We start from the raw sequence: 23,052 nt of genomic DNA, 5'->3' as shown, positions 1-23,052 counted from the left end.
CGTGGATGCCTATTTTTGGATCATCCTTGTGGTCGGCCTGGTGTCCACGGTGCTTTGCCTGGGCGCGGGAATCCTCAAGAAGGCGCCGAACGACGTCACCATCCTCTCCGTCGCCGCCGTGGAACTGGCCCTCGTGGTCTACCTGGTGGGATCCATCGTGCGGGTTATCGCCGGCGAACATATCGCGGGTGAAACCTGGGAATTCTGGGGCTACATGGCCACCGCCATGCTCCTGCCCCCGGCAGCGGCGTACTGGTCCATCCTGGAACGGACCCGGTGGAGCAACTTTGTCCTGGCCGCCGTCGGCGTCACCGCATTGGTGATGGCCGCGCGGATGAACCAGATCTGGTACTGAAGTGGAGGCAGCACAATGAAAGACCAGCAGGCCGGCCCGGCCGCAGACGCACCCGCCCGCAACACCCGGAACACCGGGCCAGGAAGGTTGTTGATCGCGGTTTACGGCGTTTTCGCGATCTCCGCCACGGCACGCGCCGGATACCAGATCCTCACCAAATTCTCCGAGGCCCCGCTGGCCTACCTCCTGTCGGCCTTCGCGGCGCTGGTATACGTGGTGGCCACAGTCTCCCTTGCCAAAGCAGGGACCACCTGGTTCAAGGTTTCCGTGGCGGCGGTACTGGTGGAACTGGCGGGTGTCCTGGTGGTGGGGACACTGAGCGTCCTGGACTCGGTGCAGTTCCCGCACGAGACCGTCTGGTCCCTGTTCGGCCGCGGCTACGGCTTCATCCCGCTGCTGCTGCCCGTCCTCGGGCTGGTGTGGCTCTACCGCCGCCGCCCGTCGCAGGCCAAAGCGGCGCAGTGAATCCGGGTAACCTTGAAGAGTTCCGCGGCCGGCGTGGCTCCGGAACACCGATTTTTGCAGGCAGCTTAAGGCGAGGGTGATGGTCTACATCTGGAACGATCCGTCCGATGTCCCGGCGGACTTCGGCCCATCCGTTGTCACTTTCGGCAACTTCGATGGCGTTCACCGCGGCCACCAGCAGGTGCTGTCCCAGCTGATCCGCTCAGCCCGCCTCGCGCAGGCCAAAGCCGTGGCCATCACCTTCGATCCGCACCCGGCGCTGATCCACCGCCCGGAGGCCGCGCCGGAACTGATCATGGGCCTGGAGGACAAACTGGAGGCCCTGGGCGAGCTTGGCCTGGACGCCGTCCTGGTGGTCAAGTACTCACTGGACCTTGCCAGCCTGACCGCCGAAGAATTCGTGGAGCAATACCTGGTGGACTGCCTGCATGCCAGCCGCGTGGTCATCGGCCACGACGCCCGCTTCGGCCGGGGCAACTCAGGTGACCTGGACACCATGAAGTCGCTTGGCGAAAAGTTCGGCTTCGAGGTCCAGGTAATCAGCGAGTTCGGCTCCGAGGGCTACCCGCTGCATGACGACGACGCCACCGACCGGCGCTGCTCGTCCACCTGGGTGCGTGAAGCCTTGCAGGCGGGCGACGTCGCCACCGCCGCTGCCGTGCTGGGCCGGGCCCACCGCATGCGCGGCGAAGTGGTCCACGGTGCGGCACGGGGCAGGGCGCTCGGTTTCCCCACCGCAAACCTCGCTCCCAACGCCACGGGACTGATCCCGGCCGACGGCATCTACGCAGGCTGGCTGGTGGACCAGTCCGGAACGCGCAGGCCGGCGGCGATCTCGGTGGGCTCCAACCCCACGTTCGACGGCGTCAGCCGGCAAGTCGAGGCGCACGTTATCGACAGGCCCAAGGAAGCCGTGGAGGACTTCGATCTGTACGGCCAGACAGTGATCGTGGAATTCGTGGAGCGGCTGCGAGGCATGGTGGCCTATCGTGGCCCTGAGGCTCTGGTTGAACAGATGCGGCTGGATGTGGCGCAGGCCCATCAGCTTCTGGGTGCCCGCTGACAGCTTTGCCGGGGCCATAACAACGAAAGGCAGTGCGTGTCAGTCGAAAAGAACACCCGCAAGCTCGATCAAGGGATCGTCCGCGACTTCAGCTCGCGGATGAGCTACGCCTCCTACCTGCAGTTGCCCACGCTGCTCAGCGCTCAGAAGCCTGTCAGCGAGCCCGAACACCACGACGAGATGCTGTTCATCATCCAGCACCAGACCACGGAGCTGTGGCTGAAGCTGGTCCTGCACGAGTTGCGCAGCGCCGCCGCCTGGCTCCGCGCGGACGACCTCGGCTCGGCGCTGAAGGGCATTGCCCGGGTCAAGCACATCCAGAAGACGCTCACCGAACAATGGTCCGTGCTGGCCACCCTCACTCCCACCGAGTACTCGCAGTTCCGCGGTTTCCTGGGCAATTCCTCGGGCTTCCAGTCCGCCCAGTACCGGGCGGTCGAGTTCGTCCTGGGAAACAAGAACCGCAAGATGCTGCCGGTTTTTGAATCCGATCCCGAGGCACACGCCATGCTGGCGGAACTGCTCGCCGCCCCCAGCATCTACGACGAGTTCCTGGCGTACCTGTCCCGGCACGGATTCGAGGTGCCCGCCGCGGTCCTGGACCGGGACGTGACCCGGGCCCATGAGTTCACTCCGGACCTGGTCCCCCTCTTCAAGCACATTTACGAGAATGCGGCGGACAACTGGGCCGCCTACGAGGCGTGCGAGGAACTGGTGGACCTGGAGGACAACTTCCAGCTCTGGCGGTTCAGGCACCTGCGCACCGTCCAGCGGACCATCGGCATGAAGACGGGCACGGGCGGGTCCAGCGGTGTGACCTTCCTGCAGAAGGCCCTTGAACTGACGTTCTTCCCGGAACTATTCGCTGTCAGGACGGAGATCGGACAATGAGCATCCACCAGGAAAACCCCGCAAGCGTGGCCCCGGATGAGCTCCGGCAGCGCGCCGAAGAGCTGGACCGTAAAGACGCCCTGGCGCACTACCGGGACCATTTCATCGGCACGGACACTCCGCTGTCCTACCTGGACGGCAACTCGCTGGGCAGGCCACTGAAGCGCACCGCCGACGACGTCGCTGCCTTCGTCCGGGACGAGTGGGGCGGCCGGCTGATCCGCGGCTGGGACGAAAAATGGCTCGCCCTCCCGCAAACCATCGGGGACCAGCTGGGACGGGCCGTCATCGGTGCAGCGGCGGGCCAGACCATCGTCGCCGACTCCACCACCGTGGTGCTGTACAAGCTGATCCGTGCTGCCCTCGCCGCCGTGCAGGACCCGGACCGGAACGAGCTGGTGCTCGATACCGAAAACTTTCCCACCGACCGCTACCTGGTGGAGGGCATCGCCCTCGAGGAGGGCCTGACACTCCGCTGGATCGAGCCGGACCCCGCCGCGGGGGTGACCCTTGACCAGGTGCGTGAGGCTGTTGGGCCGCGCACCGCCGTCGTGCTCATCAGCCAGATTGCCTACCGCTCAGGCCACCTCGCTGACCTGCCCGGCATTACCAAAGCAGTGCACGACGCCGGCGCCGTGGTGGTGTGGGACCTTTGCCATTCCGCGGGCTCGGTGGAGATCGACCTGGACGGCGCGGACGTGGACTTCGCCGCGGGGTGCACCTACAAGTACCTCAACGGGGGCCCCGGTTCGCCGGCGTTCGCCTACGTCAATGCCCGCCACCTGCCCTCGCTGAACCAGCCGATCTGGGGCTGGATGGGACGCAAGGACGCTTTCGAAATGGCCGCCGGCTACCAGCCGGCCGACGGCATCCGCGGGTTCCTCAGCGGCACTCCCGCGATCTTCGGCATGATTGCCATGCAGGGAACCCTGGACCTCATCGAAGAAGCCGGCATGGCCGCCATCCGTTCGAAGTCCAAAGACCTCACCGCCTTCGCTGTGGAAATCTTCGACGCGTGGCTGGCGCCCCTGGGCGCCGAACTGGCCACGCCACGGAGTCCGGGGGAGCGGGGCGGGCACATCACGGTGGACCACGCCGGCTTCACCAAGGCCACGGTGGAGGCGCTGTGGGACGGCGATGTCATTCCGGACTTCCGCTCCCCGCACGGCATCCGGGTGGGACTTTCGCCCCTGAGCACCAGCTTTGCCGAGGTGCTTGACGGCATGGCTGCCATCCGGGACAGGCTGCAGGGCTGACCCCGGCGCCCGGCCGGCCGCGCGTGTTTCGACAACGTTAGGCCCGGGCCGGTAAACTGGACGATGGATCCGGCTGCAGTCCGTGGCGGCTGGTTCCTGTTGTTGGCGGCCCCTTTCGGTTTACCGGGGCGGGACCACCACGGCAGACCCGGCAGTGAGTTACTGACTTGGGCCCTCACGGCACATTCCCAAGGAGTTATTGTGGCACTTGACGCCGCTGTAAAGCAGTCCATCATCAAGGAATACGCAACCGCCGAAGGCGACACCGGTTCACCCGAGGTCCAGGTTGCCGTCCTTACCCAGCGGATCAAGGATCTGACTGAGCACATGAAGGAGCACAAGCACGATTACCACACCCAGCGCGGTCTGCTGGGCATGGTTGGTCGCCGCAAGCGCATGCTTGGCTACCTCAAGAAGACTGACATCGCCCGCTACCGTTCGCTCATCGAGCGCCTCGGCCTGCGCCGCTAGTCTGGCTTTAGGGCGGCCCAATCCATCTGGAACGGGCCGCCTTCTTCAAATGAAAAATTAAACAGGAGGATCAACCGCATCACGCATTCGCGGTCCTCGGTAGTGATCCCCGGGAACGGCTTCGTTGACTGAAGCCGGCGGCCCGTGGGTCTCGATCGATGACCGGGTGCAGGGCCAGTAGACAGATGCTGGCTGGGTTGATGCGGCTGGATCTCCGTAAAACAGAAACGGAGGTGACTCTCTTGGAGGGTCCCGAAATCCAGTTCTCGGAAGCAGTCATTGACAATGGCCGTTTCGGCAAGCGCGTAATCCGGTTCGAAACCGGCCGCCTTGCCAAGCAGGCAGCCGGCGCAGCCATGGTGTACATCGACGATGACACCGCGCTGCTGTCCGCCACCACCGCCGGCAAGCACCCGCGTGAAGGCTTCGACTTCTTCCCGCTGACGGTCGACGTCGAAGAGCGCATGTACGCTGCCGGCCGCATCCCGGGCTCGTTCTTCCGCCGCGAAGGCCGCCCGTCCACCGAAGCCATCCTGGCCTGCCGCCTGATGGACCGCCCGCTGCGCCCCGCCTTCATCAAGGGCCTGCGCAACGAGGTCCAGATCGTGGTGACCGTCCTGGCCATCAACCCTGACGAGCTCTACGACGTGGTGGCCATCAACGCCTCCTCGATGTCCACCCAGCTCTCCGGCCTGCCGTTCTCCGGCCCCATCGGCGGCGTCCGCGTTGCCCTGGTCGCTGACGAGAACGGTACCCAGTGGGTTGCTTTCCCCAAGCACTCCCAGCTTGAGAACTCCGTGTTCAACATGGTTGTGGCCGGCCGCGTCGCCGGTGACGACGTCGCCATCATGATGGTCGAGGCAGAAGCCACGGACAACGCCTGGAACCTGATCAAGGAACAGGGCGCTACCGCACCCACCGAAGAGGTTGTCTCCGAGGGCCTTGAGGCTGCCAAGCCGTTCATCAAGGCACTCTGCGACGCCCAGGCTGATCTTGCCGCGCGCGCCGCCAAGCCCACGGTCGAGTTCCCGGTGTTCCTGGACTACGAGGACGACGCATACGCCGCCGTCGAGTCCGCTGCAGCCGACAAGCTTGCCGCTGTCTTCCAGATTGCCGACAAGCAGGAACGCGACAACGCTTCCGACGCCCTCAAGGATGAGGTCCTCTCGGGCCTCGCCGGCCAGTTCGAAGGCCGCGAGAAGGAACTGTCCGCAGCCTTCCGCTCCGTCACCAAGCACGTTGTGCGCCAGCGCATCCTCAAGGACCAGGTCCGCATCGACGGCCGTGGCCTGACGGACATCCGCCAGCTCACCGCTGAGGTCGAGGTCCTGCCCCGCGTGCACGGCTCCGCTATCTTCGAGCGCGGCGAGACCCAGATCATGGGTGTCACCACGCTGAACATGCTCAAGATGGAACAGCAGATCGACTCGCTGTCTCCGGTGACGCGCAAGCGCTACATGCACAACTACAACTTCCCGCCGTACTCCACCGGTGAAACCGGCCGCGTGGGCTCGCCCAAGCGCCGCGAAATCGGCCACGGCGCCCTGGCCGAGCGCGCCATCGTGCCCGTCCTGCCGTCCCGCGAGGAATTCCCGTACGCCATCCGCCAGGTGTCCGAGGCCCTCGGATCCAACGGTTCGACGTCGATGGGTTCCGTCTGCGCCTCCACCCTGTCCCTGCTGAACGCCGGTGTGCCCCTGAAGGCCGCCGTCGCCGGCATCGCCATGGGCCTGGTCTCCGACCAGGTTGACGGCCAGACCCGCTACGCAGCCCTGACCGACATTCTCGGCGCCGAAGACGCCTTCGGTGACATGGACTTCAAGGTGGCCGGTACCGCCGAGTTCGTCACGGCCATCCAGCTGGACACCAAGCTCGACGGCATCCCCGCCTCGGTGCTGGCTGCAGCACTGAAGCAGGCCCGCGAAGCACGCCTGCACATCCTCGAGGTCATCAACTCGGCAATCGACACCCCGGACGAGCTTTCCGAGTTCGCTCCGCGCGTCATCGCCGTGAAGATCCCCGTGGATAAGATCGGCGAGGTCATCGGCCCCAAGGGCAAGATGATCAACCAGATCCAGGAAGACACCGGCGCCGACATCTCCATCGAGGACGACGGCACGGTCTACATTGGCGCCACCAACGGCCCGTCTGCCGACGCAGCACGCTCCGCCATCAACGCCATCGCCAACCCGCAGGTCCCGGAAATCGGCGAGCGTTACCTCGGTACGGTCGTCAAGACCACCACCTTCGGTGCCTTCGTGTCGCTGACCCCGGGCAAGGACGGCCTCCTGCACATCTCCGAGCTCCGCAAGCTGGCCAACGGCAAGCGCGTGGACAACGTTGAGGACGTCGTCTCCGTGGGCCAGAAGGTCCAGGTGGAAATCACCAAGATCGATGACCGCGGCAAGCTCTCGCTCGCACCGGTGGTCGCTGAGGAAGAGGCTCCGGCCGACACCGAGCGCGTCCACGCCACGGAGCCGGCTGAAGGCGCTGACGTCTAACAGCCCGGGATTCCCGGTATAAGCATGAATCGGCGGGACCGGTGGATGATCCACCGGTCCCGCCGCTGTTACGATGGCAGCCAGATCCGGCTGCCCGTCCTGAAAGGCTTCAATGACTGTTGTACCCCTGCCGCTTGAGCAGAACCACGCCGGCGACACCCTGGTCCATGGCTCCGACGGCGGGTCCGAGGTCCGCCGTTCCGTGCTGCCAGGGGGAGTGCGGGTACTGACGGAAGCGATGCCGGGCCAACGGTCGGCCACGATCGGGTTCTGGGTGGGCGTCGGGTCACGGGACGAAGCCCCCGGCCAGCATGGGTCCACACACTTCCTTGAGCACCTGCTGTTCAAGGGCACCAAGCGCCGCACGGCCCTGGAGATCGCCTCCGCCTTTGATGAGGTGGGCGGCGAATCGAACGCGGCTACCGCGAAGGAAAGCACCTGCTACTTTGCCAGGGTCCTGGACTCGGACCTGCCCATGGCGATCGACGTCATCGCGGACATGATCACCAGCGCGGTCCTGGACCCGGATGAGATGGAGCAGGAACGCGACGTCATCCTGGAGGAAATCGCCATGGACAGCGATGACCCCACCGACGTTGCACACGAGCATTTTGTTGCCGCTGTCCTGGGCAGCCACCCGCTGGGCCGCCCCATCGGCGGCACCCCCGCCGCGATCAAGGCAGTGGCCCGCGACTCCGTCTGGGAGCACTACCGCAAGTACTACAAGCCCGAGGAACTGGTCATCACCGCTGCGGGCGGCCTGGACCACGACGTCGTCTGCGGGCTCGTAGTTGACGCACTCCAGACGGCGGGCTGGTCCCTGACGCCCGACGCGGCGCCGGTGCAGCGCCGTTCCACCGAACGCGCACTAATCACCGGAACCGCCGGCCTGCACGTGGTCAAGCGGGCCGTGGAGCAGGCGAACATCATCATGGGATGCCCCACGATCGTTGCCACGGACGAACGCCGCTACGTCATGAGTGTCCTGAATGCGGTCCTGGGCGGCGGGATGTCCTCCAGGCTGTTCCAGGAAGTCCGAGAGAAGCGCGGCCTGGTGTACTCCACGTACTCCTTTGCCTCGTCTTACGCCGACGCCGGCTACTTCGGCATGTATGCGGGCTGCACGCCGTCCAAGGTGCGGCAGGTGGTCGACCTGCTGGGCGTGGAGCTGGACAAGCTCGCTGAGCACGGCATCTCCGAAGACGAACTCCGCAAGGCCGTGGGCCAGCTCGGCGGCGGGATCGTCCTGGCACTGGAGGACACCGGTTCGCGGATGTCCCGGCTGGGCCGCGCCGAACTGGTGTCCGGCGAATACCAGGACATCGACGAGACGCTGCGCCTCATCAAGGCCGTCACCGTGGAACAGGTCCAGGAACTGGCTGCCGAACTTGCTGCGGCCCCGCGCACGGTCACCGTGGTGGGCCCGTTCGACGAGACCGAGACGTTCGGGCTGTAACCCGCTGGCGCCAAGCCACTGGTGGCTTGGCGCTGAAAGGTCCATCCTGAGTTACAGCATGCCCGTGGCAAATGGCCGTGAGCAGCTTGTCCCCGGGCAGGAGGTGGGGCGGTGATGCTGAGTCCAACACCCGAACGCGGACATCCGGCGTTGTTGGCCATGCTGGGCCACTGGCGCGGCAAAACCCTGGTGGCTGCGGGTCCCTGGGGTCCTGAGCACAGCTTGGATGCCGAAGTGACCTACAGCCAGGTGGCCGGGGGACTGGGCGTCGTGCAGAGCTACCGCCACGCTGAACCGGATGGCAGCCATTTTGAAGGGCACGGCATCTTTACCGTCGACCCCGTCCATAACGACGTGCTCTGGTACTACATCGACAACCATGGCGCCCCACCGGGTACCGCGGCCCGCTGCACCTGGCACGACCACGTCCTCCGCGTTGAACGCCGTGGCGCGGGACGTTGGACGAGGCACTCCATTTGGGTGGAAGGGGGCGTCCTTACCCACGTCACCGAGCTGAGGTCAGCAGCCAAGGACGGCCACAACGCCCCGGAAACAGGCGATGCCCCGGAATCGGGCGACGCCGCGGAAGCAGGCAACACCCCGAAATCAGGCGATTCCCCGGAATCAGGCGACGCCGCGGAAGCAGACGACGTTCCCGAAGCAGGCACGGACGGAAGGCGTTCGGCCTACAAGCCGTTCATGCGCTCGGTCTTTCACAAGGCCTAGCGTTCGTCCTGCAAGGCTTCGCCGGTCTCGGTCAAGGCCCCACCCCGCGTGCTTCCTCGGTCACGGGGCCTCGCACGGCTGGGGCTCAACGCGCCCGGCTCATGTCAATAAAGCCGCGTCCTTGTGGGGGTCCGGGGGCAAGTCGAACAGCCCGGCAAGGAGGTGGTCCCACAGGGGGTCGTCCGGCGAAAGCTCATCTGGATCAAGCATGTCATCACCGGGCGGTTCTTCGGGTGGCGGGTCCGGCCACGAGGGCATTCCGTCGATGATTTGCTGGAACTGCCATGCCTCCAGCTGCTTTCCTGCCAGTCCGTGGGTCAGTTCCTGCAGGGTAGACGAAGTCGGCGGGGCGGCCGACTCAACATGTCGCCGCGGGTTAACGTTCACGGGCATTGCGGCGGTGCCGGCCGGCGGGGTGTCTGGTGGCCAGTGGGTTGGTTCGGGGTCGGGTTGTTCGGGTTTGTAGTGGCGGCCGGTGGGTGAGGTCCAGCCGGGTGGTTCGTTCGTGGTGGCTGGATGTGGTGTCCATTGGCTGTGGTGTTTGAGTCGGTGGTGTTTGGGGCATAGTTGGGCCAGGTTGGGCACGCCGGTGGTGCCGCCGTGTTGCCAGGCGGTGAGGTGGTCGGTGTCGTTGTCGGGGGTGTGGTTGGTGCAGCCGGGGAAGGTGCATTTGGCATCCCGCATCCTGATCCATTTCTTGATGGTCTCGGTGAGTCGGTAACGTGTGCGGCCGATCTGAAGGGGTGCCCCGTCGCGGGGGTCGACCAGGACCCGGTAGAAGGATTCGGCGCCGTCGGCGACGAGTTTGCGGGCCATGGAGGCCGGGATCGGGCCGAACCCGTCCAGCACTGCTGGCTCATCTGTGAGGCCAAGCAGCGAGAAGACCGGGACCGTGACCAGGACATCGGCCCGAGGGGTGGGGACTTTGCCGAGTTTGGTGTTGGTTTCCGAAGCCGCGTGTGGATCTTCACCGGTAGAGGTGGCAGTTCCTGTGCCGGTCGTGCTCCCGGCGCCGAGGAGCAGGGAGGCGGCGACGTCGGGGCGCAGCTGGGTGAGCGTCCGCTCTTCCGCAGCGCCCTGCAAACCCCGGGCGGTGGCGGTGGTCCGGTTCCAAATGGCGCAGGCAGTGTCCCCGGGCAGGTAGAGCGACAGCCAGGCCATGCCATCCCGGTCCGGCGCGTAGTCCATCCGCCGGTCATCCAAACCTTTTACATGCCGCTTCTCGATCGATTCGGGATGGTGGCGTTCCCGCCAGGCACGGACCTTCGCCCGGAACCGGGACGGCACGAGCTCACCCGGGGCGGTACCCCGGGCAGGGTTGGGCGCGTCGGGGTCGAAGAAATGCGCCACCAGCCCGGCCGCCCCCACCGGATCAAGGCCTTCGGTTTCGTCGGCGACGATGCGGGCGTGCTGCCACGACATGTCCCCAGCGGACAGCGCCCCAAACACCAAGGGCAGGGAACAAACGCGCCGGGAAACGTCCACCAACGCCCCCACGGCCGCGGAACTGACGGTCAGGACCCCGGCGATCTCCTCCACCACCGACATCTCCGCAAACGTACGCTCATGCACCGGCCCATCCGGCGGAAGCATGGCCTGCTGCAACCCCATGCACTCAGCCACATCCCGCGCCTTCACTGCCGCCAGCTGCGCCTCCAGCCGGGCAACAACCTCCAACCGCTCCAGGCACAACTCATACCGGCGCTGCAGCACATCAACCTCAGCAGCGACACCGGCACCGGTCGCCAAGGCGGCATCTTCCATAGCCAGCCGGCGGAGGGCAGCCAGGGAGGACTCAAGTCCTCCCAAATTCGCTGCACCATCCGCTCCGATTTCCATAAAGACATCATCCTGCGAGGGTCCGACATTCAACGCCGCAAGCCGTGGAGCTCCCGAAATGCCGCCCGGCTGCCTTAGCCGCCGGCGAACGGGGGCAACACGTCCACCACGTCGTCGGGGCCAAGAACCGTTGCCTGGTCCCGGACGGCAACTTCGTTGAGCAGGAAGCTGCTGCGGGACAGGAGCCGTGGAAGCGGCGGGGTCCCCGCCGGGGGCTCGGCACGGGGCACGGCCATAACCGCCTCCAAGAGGTCTGCCACAGTGGCCCCCTCCGGCAGCTGGAACTTTTCTTCCTCCTGGCCGGCAGCAGCGCGTGCGGCAGCGAAGTATCGTACAAGCATCCTGTCAGCCCCCGATGGCGCTCATGCTGCGGTCCGGCTGGACGAAGTCCGGAGCATCCAGTCCCACGTGGTCCATGCCGTGGGCTTTTGGCTTGAGCCACATGGCATCCTGCCACCGCTGTGCCAGCTCATCGTCAGTCGCCCCCGAGCGCAGCAGGCCCAGCAGGTCAAATTCTTCGCGCGAGAACAGGCAGCTCATGATCTTCCCTTCGGCGGTGATCCGGGTACGCCGGCAGTCGGCGCAGAACGGCTCGGTGACGGAGGCGATGATCCCCACGGTTCCCAGCACCGGGCCGTCGGCGTCCAACGAACCGGCCGCCCGGCGTCGTACGTCAAAGCGCTCGGCCGGAGCGCCGTCACGGGCCCGTGAATCCGGGCTGAGGACAAAGTCCCGGGACAGCAGCCCGCGGATCTCGGCGGCCGTGATCATGTTGCGCCGGGTCCAGCCATGGTCGGCGTCGAGGGGCATTTGCTCGATGAACCGCAGTTCGTATCCCCGCTCCAGGGCCCAGGCCAGCAGCTGCGGCGACTCGGTGTCATTGATGCCGCGCATGAGCACAGCGTTCAGTTTCACCGGGCCCAAGCCGGCCGCCCAGGCCGCGTCCACACCGGCCAGGACCTGGTCCAGGAAGGGCCGCCGGGTGAGCTTGGCGAAGGTTTCCTCGTGCAGGGAATCCAGTGAGACGTTGATGCGGGTCAGCCCGGCCGCCTTGAGCGCCGCGGCTTTCTTCGCCAGGCCCACAGCATTGGTGGTCATCGAGATCGGCAGGTCGGGGTGGTTGGTTCGCAGTGCGGCGATGATCTCCACAAGGTCGTGCCGGACCAGCGGCTCGCCGCCGGTCAGCCGAAGTTCACGGACTCCCAGTTGCTCCACGCCCACGCGGACAATCCGGACGATTTCGGCGGCAGACATGACTGCCTGCTTCGCGAGCCATTCCAGGCCCTCCGCCGGCATGCAGTACGTGCAGCGGAGGTTGCATTTGTCCGTCAAGGACAGCCTCATGTCCGTGGCGCGGCGGCCGTACCGGTCCACCAGGCCGGCCGGTGCGTCCGCCGGGCGGGGTGTGGGGACGTTCGGCAGCGCCGATGCTGCTTCCTCCCGCGGCTGCGGCATGCCTAGCTGGACACTCATGGATTCAGGCTACGCCACGTTGAGCCGCCCATCACACCCGTGACTGCCCGCGTGCGGGCCGGTCCCGCCGAAGCGGTGCCGGCGGGCGGTGGCAAACCTATGCTGGAGGTATGGAGAGTTCCCGGCACCGGATGGCAGCGGACGACGACGGCCCGGGCCTTGGGGAGCAGCAGGAACGTCCCGTGCCGCACCAGGCAGTCCCGCGCGCACTGGGCAGGTGGGCGGCGGCCGCAGGCATAGCAGCAGTGGGCGGCGGCGTGGCCGTGGGGGAGTTGCTGGCAGGATTTGCCAGTCCTTCGGTGTCGCCGCTGACGGCCGTTGGCGGGGCGGTCATCGACGCTGTCCCGCCGGGCGTCAAAGACTGGGCAGTGTCGGTCTTCGGTACGGCGGACAAGGCTGCCCTCCTGACGGGCATGGCCCTGGTCATCGCCGTCCTGGCCGCACTGGCGGGGGTCCTGGAGTTCCGCCACCGGTTCCGGGGCGCGGCCGTGGTGGGCGTCTTCGGAGCCGTGGGGGCCGCCGCTGTCCTCACCCGCGCCCAAATGACGCCGATCGCCGTTGCGCTGCCGGTCGTGGCCGCGGTGGTGGCCGTGGTCCTGCTGCGCTTCCTGGCCGGCAAGCTGCGGGAATGGGACGCAGGCAGCCCCGGGACAGCTGGGGCCGGCAGTTCCCGGCGGAGCTTCCTCCAGGCCGTTGCCGGTACCGCGGCGGTGTCTGCGGTGGCTGGAGTCCTGGCGGGCGCGTGGCGCGGGGCAACCAGCGCCGTCAGCGACGCCAGGGCACGCATCACCTTGCCCGCCCCGGCGTTACCCGCCCCGCTGGTTCCGGCCGCCGCCGACCTGGGCGTGGCGGGAGCGACGCCGTTGGTCACGCCAAACCGGGAGTTCTACCGGATCGACACCGCGCTGTCCGTTCCGGCAGTGAACCCGGACAACTGGGTCCTCAAAGTCACCGGCATGGTGGACCGGGAAATCCAGCTGTCCTACGCGGAACTCCTGGCAAAGCCGCTGACCGAGCGCCACATCACCATCGCCTGCGTCTCCAACGGCGTCGGCGGCGACCTGATCGGGAATGCCCGGTGGCTGGGCTGGCCGGTCCGCGAATTGCTGGCCCTGGCCGGCCCCCACCCCGGGGCGGACATGGTGCTCTCCCGGAGCTCCGACGGCTGGACGGCCGGGACGCCACTGGAGGTCCTCACGGACTCCAGGGACGCTCTGCTTGCCATCGGCATGAACGGGGAGCCGCTGCCGCTCGACCACGGCTTTCCGGTCCGGATGATCGTCCCCGGACTCTACGGCTACGTGTCCGCTACCAAATGGGTCACCGAACTCAAAGTCACCACGTTCGCGCAGGACGCCGGGTACTGGACTCCGCGGGGCTGGTCCGAGCGCGGCCCCGTCAAGACGTCCTCCCGCATCGACGTGCCCCGGAGCGGACGCCCGGTCAGCGCGGGGTCCGTGGTCTTCGCAGGCGTCGCCTGGGCCCAGCACACCGGGATCCAAAGGGTTGAACTGAGGATCAACCGAGGACCGTGGCGGGAAGCCGAGCTCGCCGCGGGCGTGTCAACGGACACTTGGTATCAGTGGAAACTGGCCGTTGACCTCACCCCCGGGCAGTACGAGGTCCAGGTCCGCGCCACGGACCTCACGGGCCAACCCCAAGACGAAACATCGAGGCCGCCCGAGCCTGACGGGGCCACCGGATTCCACACGGTTAGAGTGGACGTGAAATCCTGACGTCCACTCTCAAAGGCGCACCCATGACCAGCCACCCTCCGCACGGCCATCCGCCGGAAGGCCACGCCCGGCACCCGCACCATGCCCGCTCTGTCGCTGAGCATCGTGCTGCGGTCACGGACCTCCTGGCCCGGCTGGCGGCAGAGTCCCGCGTTGAAGTCCTTCCGCTGTCCGGTGCGCTCGGCCGGTCGCTGGTGCACGGTTTCGTTGCGCCGCTCAGCCTTCCCCCCTTCGCCAATTCGCAAATGGACGGTTACGCCGTCCGGTCGGCGGACATTCCCGACGGCGGCGCTGAGCTGCGCATCATGCCTCCCGTTCCCGCGGGGTCGCGCCCGCAGCCGCTCCAGCCCGGGACCACGGCGCCCATCATGACCGGTGCCATGATCCCGGCAGGTGCTGACGCCGTCGTACCGATTGAAAAAGCCGTGCCTGACCACTTCCAGGAGCCCGGACGGCATGGCTCCGTGGCCCTGCCGGCTACGGCTCCGGGAACATACGTGCGTGCCGCCGGGAGCGACATTTCGGTGGGGGAGCAGGCTTTGGCGGCCGGGACCTGCCTGGGCCCGGCGCAACTGGGACTGCTCGCCGCCCTGGGCATGGCGGAGGTGGAGGTGTACCGCGACGTGTCCGTCCTGCTCGTCACCACCGGCGACGAAGTGGTCGAACCGGGCTCGGCCCTTCCGGAGGGTAAGATCTACGACTCCAACGGAACCCTCCTTGAGGCGGCCATGACGCAGGCGGGCCTTCGCGTCCGGCGTGCCGGCATTTCCACCGACAACCCCGGAGAACTGCAATCGCTGCTGCGGACCGCCGGCAGGGACGTGGACCTCATCGTCACCACTGGCGGCGTCAGCAAAGGCGCCTACGAAGTGGTGCGGCAGGCCATGGCGGACCAGCCGGTCGACTTCCTGCACGTTGCCATGCAGCCCGGCGGACCTCAGGGGCTGGGAACATTCGACGGCATCCCGTTCCTCGGCTTCCCCGGCAACCCCGTCAGCTGCCTGGTCTCCTTTGAAATGTTCCTCCGCCCCGCCCTGTCGGCACTGCTCGGCGCCCCGGCACCGAGGCTGCCGCTGCACGGCCGGCTGTCCCGGGCCCTGACGTCTCCGGCGCAGAAGCACCAGGTCCGGCGCGGAACCCTGCGGCCGGACGGCACCGTCAACCTCGAAGGCGGCGAAAGCTCCCACCTGATGCACGCGCTGGCGGGCTCCAATGTGCTGGTCCATGTCCCCGCGGGCGTCACGGAGCTCGCCACCGGCGACGAGGTGGAAGTATGGATGCTGTGAACGCAGAACAGACCCCCGCACTGACGCACCTGCGCCAGGACGGAAGTGCCCAGATGGTGGACGTCTCCGCCAAAGCAGAAACCACCAGGGAAGCCACGGCCACCGCCACCGTCCGGACCACCACCGGGGTAATGGAGCTCCTGGGAACCGGCGGCCTCCCCAAGGGAGACGCGCTGGCCGTCGCCCGGGTGGCCGGCATCATGGCCGCCAAGAAGACCCCCGAGCTCATTCCGCTGTGCCATCCGTTGCCCTTGTCCAAGGTCACGGTCGATTTTGAGCTTGGCCCCGATGCCGTCACCATCAGTTCCACCGTGAAGACCCGCGGGGTCACCGGAGTGGAAATGGAAGCACTGACGGCAGCGTCCGTGGCTGCACTCAGCGTCTACGACATGATCAAGGCCGTGGACAAGCACGCCGTCCTGACGGACATCAAGGTGCTGGCCAAGAGCGGCGGCAAGAGCGGAGACTGGGCGCTGTGACCAACTCCAACACACTTGACGCGGCCGAGCCGCACCGGCACGGCGACGTGCAGGGACGGAAGGCCGGGGTGGTGATCGCCTCCACCCGCGCTGCCGCGGGGATCTACGACGACGAGACAGGCCCGGTGATCACCGACTGGCTGACCGAGCACGGCTTCGACGTCGTCCCTGCCATGGTGGTCCCGGACGGCGAGCCGGTCGGAGCTGCCATCAGGGCGCTACTGACGCTGCGCCCCGCCGTCGTCATCACCAGCGGCGGGACCGGCCTGAGCCCCGACGACCGGACTCCGGACGTGACGCTGCCCCTGCTGGACCGGGAGATCCCGGGCATCATGGAAGCCATCCGGCGGGCCGGCGCCGCGAAAACCCCGCTGGCCGCCCTGAGCAGGGGCCACGCCGGCGCGGCCGGTGCAACTTTTATTGTGAACCTGCCCGGTTCACCCAAGGGCGTCATGGACGGGCTTTCCGTCCTGGACCCGGTGATCGGGCACCTCTGCGACCAGCTGGAAGGCGGACATGGGCACTGACGCAGCATTCGAGGTGGTCCGGGCGGTCCTCAGCGCGGAACCCATCTCCGTGGACCAGGCGATCGTCGCCGTCGAAAGCGACACCGCGGGAGCGGTGGTCAGCTTCAGCGGGGTGGTGCGCAACCACGACGCCGGCAAGGCAGTGGAGCGCCTCAGCTACAGCGCGCACCCCACGGCACACCGGGTGATGGCCGACGTGGTAGCCCGCCTGGTTGCCGAGCAGGAGGCCGCGCCGGGCTCCGGCGGCGACGCCGTCCGGCAACCCGTCCGGATCTGGGCGGCACACCGCATTGGCATGCTGGAAATCGGCGATCCCGCCCTGGTCTGCGCGGTGTCCGCGGCACACCGCGGCCAGGCCTTCGCCGTCTGCTCCGAACTTGTGGACCGGATCAAGGAGCAGGTTCCCATCTGGAAGGAACAGTTCTTCGCCGACGGCACCGTCGAATGGGTCGGCGCGGACGGCTGATGCCGGCGGCTCCCGGAACCCTGCGCGCCCATGCCGGCCCGGGCTGGTTGCCCTGGGTTGGGCGCTCCGTTGCGAGGTAACGCACAGTGCCCGGTTCCTGCGGCAACCTCTCCCGCCGGTAGGCTTGATGGCATGACCGAACAACACTCCGCTCCCATGCTGGTAGCCGTCCTGGGCGCCAACGGGCGCATGGGCGCCGAGGCCGTCAAAGCCGTCGAGGCCGCTCCCGATATGAAGCTGGCAGCTGCCTTGGGCCGGGGTGACTCGCTGGAGAAGTTGACGTCCTCCGGCGCGCAATACGTGGTGGACCTGACAGTTCCCGAAAGCACCGAGGCGAACATCCGCTTCGCCGTCGAACACGGCATGCACGCCGTCGTAGGCACCACCGGCTGGGACGCCGGCCGCCTGTCCGCGCTGGAATCCCTCCTGGCGGAGCACCCGGAAACGGGTGTCCTCATCGCGCCGAACTTTGCCTTGGGCTCGGTGCTGGCATCTGCTTTCGCCGCGAAGGCTGCGCGGTACTTCGAATCCGTCGAGATCATCGAACTGCACCACCCGGACAAGGTGGACGCGCCGTCGGGCACCGCTGTCCGGACGGCCCAGCTCATTGCCGCGGAGCGCACGGCCGCGCAGGTGCCTGCCAGCCCGGACGCCACCGCCACTGAACTTGCAGGTGCCCGCGGCTGCGAGGTTGACGGCGTGCGGGTGCACAGCGTCCGGCTCCGCGGCCTGGTGGCGCACCAGGAAGTCCTGTTCGGCGGTCCCGGCGAGCAGCTGACCATCCGCCACGATTCCTTTGACCGCGCCTCGTTCATGCCCGGAGTGCTCCTGGGTGTCCGTAAGGTCGCCGCGCATCCCGGCCTGACCGTCGGGCTGGACGGTTACCTGGATTTGGGGCTCTGACCATGAACGGACTGGTTGCCGGTTTCCGGAAGAACCGCACCAAGATCTGGGTGGGAGCGGTGACGCTGCTGCTGGTCTTCTACCTGGTGGTGTCCTTTCAGCGGTCCCTGCTGCTCCTTGGGGACAGCAACCTGACGGCCAAAGCCATCGGCGCGGCCTACCTCGTGCTGCCCGTCGTGGGCGCGTGGGCGCTGATCCGGGAATTGATGTTTGGTGCCCGGACCGAGCAGATGGCCAAGGTCCTTGAGGCTGAGGGCGGCTTGCCGGTGGATGAACTGCCGCGCACGCCCGGCGGCCGCATCGTCCGTGCCGCGGCAGATGCAGAGTTCGAAAAATACCGGGTGGAAGCCGAATCTGCTCCCGAGGACTGGCGCTCCTCGTTCCGGCTCAGCTGCGCTTACGACGCCGCCGGCGACCGCAAGCGGGCCCGGGCCTCGATGCGCGACGCCGTCCGGCTGTTCACCGCAGCGTCCTAGAATCGCCGTTCCAGGGGCCGGCGCGCGCCGCCCCGCGCATCCTGGGCGTCCAGTGTCACCTGGACGCCCCCGTAGCAGCCCACGGGAGGACCCCGCGGCCCAGTCCGGCCGCCGCGTGGCCCAGCCATTCCAGCGGGCCGCGCCAGGATAACCGCGCGAAAACCACGCCAAGGGTGATCGCAGCGGCCGCGTGCGCAAAGTACATCCCGCCCTCAGTCCAGCCTGCCGGGAGGGGCTTGAGGTAGAAGGTCGACAGTACCCACACATGGGCCGTGTACAGGGTCAGAGTCATGGCACCCGGTCCACGCAGGGGCAGCAGCAGGTCCAGGTCGATCCACTCGGCGAGCCGCTCCAGCAGGAGGCAGGCGCCGATGACGGCTGCGGCCACCCCCGAGGTGTGGAGCAGGTCAAGGGAGGTCCCGGAGTGCGGCGCCGCCGAGGCCAGCCACCACCACGAACCTTCCTGCGTGAGCCCGGCAAGGTTGACCTGCAACACGTTGCCCAGCGGGTACCCGGGAGCGTTGAGGGCTTTCTCCAGGGCGGCCAGGCCACCCCAATCCTCCATCGCCGCCACCCCGATTGTCTTGGCGACGACTGCCACCACCGTTCCGCCCAGCAGGAGCAAGACGGGGACGATTGCCTTCGCAAGGGCCAGGCGGCCGATGGCCAGACCCACCAGCAGGTAGGCCAGCCACTGCACCACCGGGTAATAGCCGGTCAGGAAGAGGTCGCCCAGCAGCCGGTCCGGCGTGCCCAGGTCCTCCCACCGCGGGTTATGGCCAAGCGTCAGGGGCGGCTCCGCGGCAAGGAGCCAGGGGCGGAGGAGATAGGCCAGTACCGGTGAGGCCAGGACCCAGCCTGCCGCCCAGGAGCACAGGCTCCTGACGCCCATGCACAGGAAGGGCAGCACGCAGAGGAACAAGACGGCGTAATGGACCAGGATGACGGCCACGTTCACGTCCAGGCCCCCCAGGGTAAGTCCGACGGCGGCAATCACCACGGCCCGCAGCGCCACGCCACGGCGGGCTTTGGCGAGTTCGGAACCCGCGAGTGGCTGCTGCTTTCCCGTGGACAAGGCAAGCCCCACACCGGCGAGCACGGCGAAGAGGGCGGCAGCCCGTCCGGAAAAAGTGAGGCCGATCCAGGTAGGAGTGAGGGTGGCGTTCGACTCGAAGGTTGGCAGCAGGTGCGTGGCCATCATGCCCAGCAGTGCGAGTCCCCGTGCTGCGTCGATGCCGCGAAGACGGCCCGGTTGGTTCCGCACGGGGGCCTTTCGGGACCCGGTGGCCGGGGTGCGGGACGTCATGACCCGATCGTCTCATATGCCCGCGCGGCGAGGTTCCCCGACGTATGTGCCCTGCCCGTCGGCGGCCTGCCGCGCCGGGGCTGCCGGCGCATACCCTTGTGTTCGAATATATGTTCGAATAACATGGCGGGATGGACACGCCATCATCCGGAATCCCTGCCCGGCGGGAAAGCCTGCAGCCGGGAAGCACCCACTCACTCAACCTGCCGCTGAGGGCAATGAGCCCGGGTGTGGTGGACTATCTGTTCCGCCAGCTGGTGTCCGGGCGGCCGTCAGAGGACGTTCAGTGGGAGCGCGAGGGCATCGCCCTCGCCGCCCAGCCGGAAGGGGCGGAACTCGCCCGGCGGCTGTCCGAAACCGACATCGACGCCCTCACGCCCACCGAGCTGTTCCATTACGTACGGGCGGCGCAGCGGCTCGCTGCCTGGGCAGAGGATTTGCGGCAGGCCGCCGTCGGCCGCTATTGCCACGCCGGAACCGACACGCCACGGCCCGGCAATCAAGCTATTTGACGCTCGTCACGCCCGTGGCATTGTCCTAACCAGCCGGGGACAGGGTAACGTTTTTTCCATGGCTGATTCTTCCGCGCACATCCCTGCCCTCGGTACCCTCCTGACCGCCATGGTCACGCCGTTTACCAAGGACGGCGCAGTGGATTACGACCAGGCGGCGGCGCTGGCCAGCAAGCTCGTCGATGACGGCTGCGACGGGCTGGTGGTCACCGGCACCACCGGAGAAACCTCCACCCTGACGGACGAAGAAAACCTGGGCATGTTCCGTGCCGTGAAAGACGCCGTCGGGAACCGCGCCGCGATCATCGCCGGTACCGGGACCAATGACACCGCACACTCGGTCCACCTCTCCCAGCAGGCAGCTGCCCTCGGCGTCGACGGCCTGCTCCTGGTGACCCCCTACTACAACAAGCCCAGCCAAGCGGGCGTCCGCGCGCACTTCGAAACCGTCGCCTCCGCCGTCGACGTTCCCGTCATGCTCTACGACATTCCGGGCCGGTCCTCCATCGCGATCGAACCCGACACCATGATCCGGTTGGCCCAGCACCCCAACATCGTGGCCGTCAAGGACGCCAAGGCGGACCTTGTTGCGGCAACCCGCGTCATGGCGGAAACCGACCTCCTGTTCTACTCCGGCGACGACGGACTGACCCTCCCCTGGATGGCGCTGGGCGCCGTCGGCCTGGTGGGCGTCACCACCCACGTGGCCACCCGCCGCTTCCGCGAACTCATCGACGCCGTCAATGCCAACGACCTCGGCACCGCCCGGAAGATCAACATCGAGCTCCAGCCGGTGGTCCGCGCCACCATGACCCGTGTCCAGGGCGCCGTTGCGGCCAAGCAGATTCTTAAATGGCAGGGAGTCCTGCCCAACTCGATTGTCCGTTTGCCCCTCGTGGAGCCGGACGAAACCGAGATCGAAACCATCCGCGGGGATTTGGCGGAAGCGGGGCTGGTCTTCTCCTGAGGCTAAGACCGGCACCCTTCCGCCTGGAAAGTAGTGCACTATGACCCAAACTGCCCTTACCGGCCTTGTCACCCCTCCGCGCCTGCCCCAGGGCACGCTGAGGATCGTTCCGCTTGGCGGACTGGGGGAGATCGGCCGGAACATGGCCGTGTTCGAAATCGACGGCAAGCTGCTGATCGTGGACTGCGGCGTCCTCTTTCCGGAGGAAACCCAGCCCGGCGTTGACCTGATCCTGCCCGACTTCTCCTACATCGAGGACCGGCTGGACGATGTGGTGGCCGTGATCCTCACCCATGGCCACGAAGACCACATCGGCGCCGTGCCGTACCTGCTGCGCCTGCGCAACGACATCCCCCTGGTGGGATCGCAGCTCACCCTCGCCCTGATCGAAGCGAAGCTGCAGGAGCACCGCATCCGGCCCTACACGCTGACCGTCGAAGAAGGCCAGGTGGAGAAATTCGGGCCGTTCGAATGCGAATTCGTGGCCGTCAACCACTCCATCCCGGATGCCCTCGCCGTGTTCATCCGCACGGCCGGCGGCACAGTCCTGCACACCGGTGACTTCAAGATGGACCAGCTGCCGCTGGACGGACGCATTACTGACCTGCGCCACTTCGCCAAGCTTGGGGAAGAGGGCGTTGACCTGTTCATGTCAGACTCCACCAACGCCGACGTTCCCGGGTTCACCACCGCGGAGAAGGAAATCGGACCCACCCTGGAGCGGTTGTTCGGGCAGGCCAGCAAGCGCATCATCGTCGCGTCCTTCTCCTCGCACGTCCACCGCGTGCAGCAGGTCCTTGACGCTGCGGCCAAGCACAACCGCAAGGTGGCCTTCGTGGGCCGCTCCATGGTCCGCAACATGGCCATCGCCGAAAAGCTGGGCTACCTGGACGTTCCGGCGGGGCTGATCGTCGACATCAAGAACATCGACAACCTCCCGGACAACCGCGTGGTCCTCATGTCCACCGGCTCCCAGGGTGAGCCGATGGCGGCGCTGTCCCGCATGGCCAATGGCGACCACCGTGTGGTGGTGGGCGACGGCGATACCGTCATCCTGGCCTCCAGCCTCATCCCGGGCAACGAAAATGCTGTGTTCCGGATTATCAACGGCCTCCTCAAGCTCGGCGCCGACGTGATCCACAAGGGTAACGCCAAGGTCCACGTCTCCGGCCACGCAGCGGCCGGCGAACTGCTCTACTGCTACAACATCCTCGAGCCGCTGAATGCGATGCCCGTGCACGGCGAGACCCGCCACCTGATCGCCAACGGCAAGATCGCCATTGAGTCCGGCGTCCCGGAAGCCAGCGTCATCCTCGCGGACAACGGCACGGTGATCGACCTCCGCGACCACCAGGCGGACATCGTGGGCCAGGTGGAAGTGGGCTTCGTCTACGTCGACGGCTCCAGTGTTGGGGAGATCACGGACGCCGACCTCAAGGACCGCCGCATCCTGGGCGACGAAGGCTTCATCTCGATCATCACGGTGATCCACCGTGCCACCGGCAAGGTGGTGTCCGGACCTGAGATCCATGCCCGCGGCGTTGCCGAAGACGACTCCGTCTTTGACGACATCATCCCCAAGATCAACGCGGCCCTGGAGGAAGCGGTCCAGAACAACGCCGACCACACCAGCCACCAGCTCCAGCAGGTTGTCCGCCGCGTCGTGGGCACCTGGGTGAACCGCAAACTGCGCCGCAAGCCGATGATCATCCCGGTGGTCCTCGAAGCCTGAGTGCACCCGCGATGACCTGACCTGCGCAGACCTGCCAAGGGTCAGTTGCAGAACAGCTGAAAAGGCCCGGTTCCTGATGGACCGGGCCTTTTCGCGTGTTCGGCCAGATGCGTCGGGGAGCCCAGGCGGGCGGCCCGGCGGCCCCGATATCCCCGGAATCACGGCA

Annotated in this window: 23 protein-coding genes; 19 read left to right on the top strand and 4 right to left on the bottom strand. The window is 67.0% G+C overall.

The genetic code is table 11. The features are described from left to right. Position 1: 1 nt before the first annotated feature. The 9 genes from QRN53_RS19255 (at position 2) to QRN53_RS19215 (ending at position 9,184) form a co-directional block, all read left to right on the top strand. The gene (locus QRN53_RS19255; protein ID WP_285245407.1) at positions 2-355 is read left to right on the top strand and encodes a hypothetical protein; all 354 of its coding nucleotides are present in this window, start codon (positions 2-4) and stop codon (positions 353-355) included. A 15-nt stretch (positions 356-370) separates the two neighbouring features. Next, positions 371-820 carry a hypothetical protein gene (locus tag QRN53_RS19250; RefSeq protein WP_285245406.1) on the top strand — a complete coding sequence of 150 codons (450 nt, stop codon included), beginning with the start codon at positions 371-373 and terminating at the stop codon, positions 818-820. 79 nt (positions 821-899) lie between these two features. Then, entirely contained in the window at positions 900-1,883 is a 984-nt protein-coding gene (locus QRN53_RS19245) for a bifunctional riboflavin kinase/FAD synthetase (protein WP_285245405.1), read from the top strand. A gap of 36 nt (positions 1,884-1,919) precedes the next feature. Further along, positions 1,920-2,774, top strand: coding sequence for a tryptophan 2,3-dioxygenase (gene kynA, locus QRN53_RS19240; protein WP_285245404.1), 855 nt, complete (start codon positions 1,920-1,922; stop codon positions 2,772-2,774). Beyond that, positions 2,771-4,030 carry a kynureninase gene (locus tag QRN53_RS19235; protein ID WP_285245403.1) on the top strand — a complete coding sequence of 420 codons (1,260 nt, stop codon included), beginning with the start codon at positions 2,771-2,773 and terminating at the stop codon, positions 4,028-4,030. The genes kynA and QRN53_RS19235 overlap by 4 nt, the downstream gene beginning before the upstream one ends. A 201-nt stretch (positions 4,031-4,231) precedes the next feature. Next, positions 4,232-4,501, top strand: a complete 270-nt coding sequence (gene rpsO, locus QRN53_RS19230; RefSeq protein ID WP_285245402.1) for a 30S ribosomal protein S15 — start codon at positions 4,232-4,234, stop codon at positions 4,499-4,501. A 242-nt stretch (positions 4,502-4,743) separates the two neighbouring features. After that, positions 4,744-7,002 (top strand): polyribonucleotide nucleotidyltransferase, encoded by a 2,259-nt coding sequence (locus QRN53_RS19225; RefSeq protein ID WP_285245470.1) that lies wholly within the window; start codon positions 4,744-4,746, stop codon positions 7,000-7,002. A 112-nt stretch (positions 7,003-7,114) separates the two neighbouring features. Beyond that, positions 7,115-8,458, top strand: a complete 1,344-nt coding sequence (locus tag QRN53_RS19220) for a M16 family metallopeptidase (RefSeq protein WP_285245401.1) — start codon at positions 7,115-7,117, stop codon at positions 8,456-8,458. A 114-nt stretch (positions 8,459-8,572) separates the two neighbouring features. After that, on the top strand, positions 8,573-9,184 hold the full coding sequence (locus tag QRN53_RS19215; protein ID WP_350224189.1) for a DUF1579 family protein: 612 nt from the start codon (positions 8,573-8,575) through the stop codon (positions 9,182-9,184). Between the two features lie 99 nt (positions 9,185-9,283). Here the strand turns inward: QRN53_RS19215 and QRN53_RS19210 are convergent, their stop codons facing one another. From QRN53_RS19210 to moaA, 3 genes are all read right to left on the bottom strand, one after another. Beyond that, entirely contained in the window at positions 9,284-11,023 is a 1,740-nt protein-coding gene (locus QRN53_RS19210; protein ID WP_285245400.1) for an HNH endonuclease signature motif containing protein, read from the bottom strand. Between the two features lie 74 nt (positions 11,024-11,097). Further along, positions 11,098-11,364, bottom strand: a complete 267-nt coding sequence (locus tag QRN53_RS19205) for a MoaD/ThiS family protein (protein ID WP_285245399.1) — start codon at positions 11,362-11,364, stop codon at positions 11,098-11,100. Between the two features lie 4 nt (positions 11,365-11,368). Next, complete coding sequence (gene moaA / locus QRN53_RS19200) at positions 11,369-12,496, bottom strand: GTP 3',8-cyclase MoaA (protein ID WP_285245398.1); 1,128 nt, start codon at positions 12,494-12,496, stop codon at positions 11,369-11,371. 110 nt (positions 12,497-12,606) lie between these two features. Here moaA and QRN53_RS19195 point away from each other — a divergent pair, with 110 nt between their 5' ends. From QRN53_RS19195 to QRN53_RS19165, 7 genes are all read left to right on the top strand, one after another. Beyond that, positions 12,607-14,232: a molybdopterin-dependent oxidoreductase gene (locus QRN53_RS19195; protein WP_285245397.1), complete on the top strand. Its 1,626-nt coding sequence runs from the start codon at positions 12,607-12,609 to the stop codon at positions 14,230-14,232. A gap of 23 nt (positions 14,233-14,255) precedes the next feature. Continuing rightward, positions 14,256-15,518 carry a molybdopterin molybdotransferase MoeA gene (locus QRN53_RS19190; protein ID WP_285245396.1) on the top strand — a complete coding sequence of 421 codons (1,263 nt, stop codon included), beginning with the start codon at positions 14,256-14,258 and terminating at the stop codon, positions 15,516-15,518. Then, positions 15,506-15,997, top strand: a complete 492-nt coding sequence (moaC, locus tag QRN53_RS19185; protein WP_285245395.1) for a cyclic pyranopterin monophosphate synthase MoaC — start codon at positions 15,506-15,508, stop codon at positions 15,995-15,997. Before QRN53_RS19190 ends, moaC begins: the two co-directional genes overlap by 13 nt. Next, positions 15,994-16,524 (top strand): MogA/MoaB family molybdenum cofactor biosynthesis protein, encoded by a 531-nt coding sequence (locus tag QRN53_RS19180; RefSeq protein ID WP_285245394.1) that lies wholly within the window; start codon positions 15,994-15,996, stop codon positions 16,522-16,524. Before moaC ends, QRN53_RS19180 begins: the two co-directional genes overlap by 4 nt. Further along, positions 16,514-16,990, top strand: coding sequence for a molybdenum cofactor biosynthesis protein MoaE (locus QRN53_RS19175; protein ID WP_285245393.1), 477 nt, complete (start codon positions 16,514-16,516; stop codon positions 16,988-16,990). Before QRN53_RS19180 ends, QRN53_RS19175 begins: the two co-directional genes overlap by 11 nt. Positions 16,991-17,122: 132 nt before the next feature. Then, the gene (gene dapB / locus QRN53_RS19170) at positions 17,123-17,893 is read left to right on the top strand and encodes a 4-hydroxy-tetrahydrodipicolinate reductase (protein ID WP_285245392.1); all 771 of its coding nucleotides are present in this window, start codon (positions 17,123-17,125) and stop codon (positions 17,891-17,893) included. 2 nt (positions 17,894-17,895) lie between these two features. Further along, a complete protein-coding gene (locus tag QRN53_RS19165; RefSeq protein ID WP_285245391.1) occupies positions 17,896-18,369 on the top strand; it encodes a hypothetical protein in 474 nt (157 codons plus the stop codon). A 55-nt stretch (positions 18,370-18,424) separates the two neighbouring features. Here the strand turns inward: QRN53_RS19165 and QRN53_RS19160 are convergent, their stop codons facing one another. Beyond that, positions 18,425-19,675 (bottom strand): heparan-alpha-glucosaminide N-acetyltransferase domain-containing protein, encoded by a 1,251-nt coding sequence (locus QRN53_RS19160; protein ID WP_285245390.1) that lies wholly within the window; start codon positions 19,673-19,675, stop codon positions 18,425-18,427. Positions 19,676-19,806: 131 nt separating this feature from the next. On the opposite strand from QRN53_RS19160, the gene QRN53_RS19155 reads away from it, so the two are divergent. The 3 genes from QRN53_RS19155 to QRN53_RS19145 are packed head-to-tail and all read left to right on the top strand — an operon-like array spanning position 19,807 to position 22,886. Continuing rightward, positions 19,807-20,187 carry a hypothetical protein gene (locus tag QRN53_RS19155; RefSeq protein ID WP_285245389.1) on the top strand — a complete coding sequence of 127 codons (381 nt, stop codon included), beginning with the start codon at positions 19,807-19,809 and terminating at the stop codon, positions 20,185-20,187. Between the two features lie 58 nt (positions 20,188-20,245). Beyond that, entirely contained in the window at positions 20,246-21,154 is a 909-nt protein-coding gene (dapA, locus tag QRN53_RS19150; protein ID WP_285245388.1) for a 4-hydroxy-tetrahydrodipicolinate synthase, read from the top strand. Positions 21,155-21,194: 40 nt separating this feature from the next. Next, positions 21,195-22,886 carry a ribonuclease J gene (locus QRN53_RS19145; protein WP_285245387.1) on the top strand — a complete coding sequence of 564 codons (1,692 nt, stop codon included), beginning with the start codon at positions 21,195-21,197 and terminating at the stop codon, positions 22,884-22,886. Positions 22,887-23,052 lie beyond the last annotated feature (166 nt).

Source organism: Pseudarthrobacter sp. fls2-241-R2A-127, from assembly GCF_030209355.1.
Lineage (GTDB): Bacteria > Actinomycetota > Actinomycetes > Actinomycetales > Micrococcaceae > Arthrobacter.
Note: the sequence above shows the minus strand (reverse complement) of the source record. Positions and strands in the feature narration are given on the sequence as shown.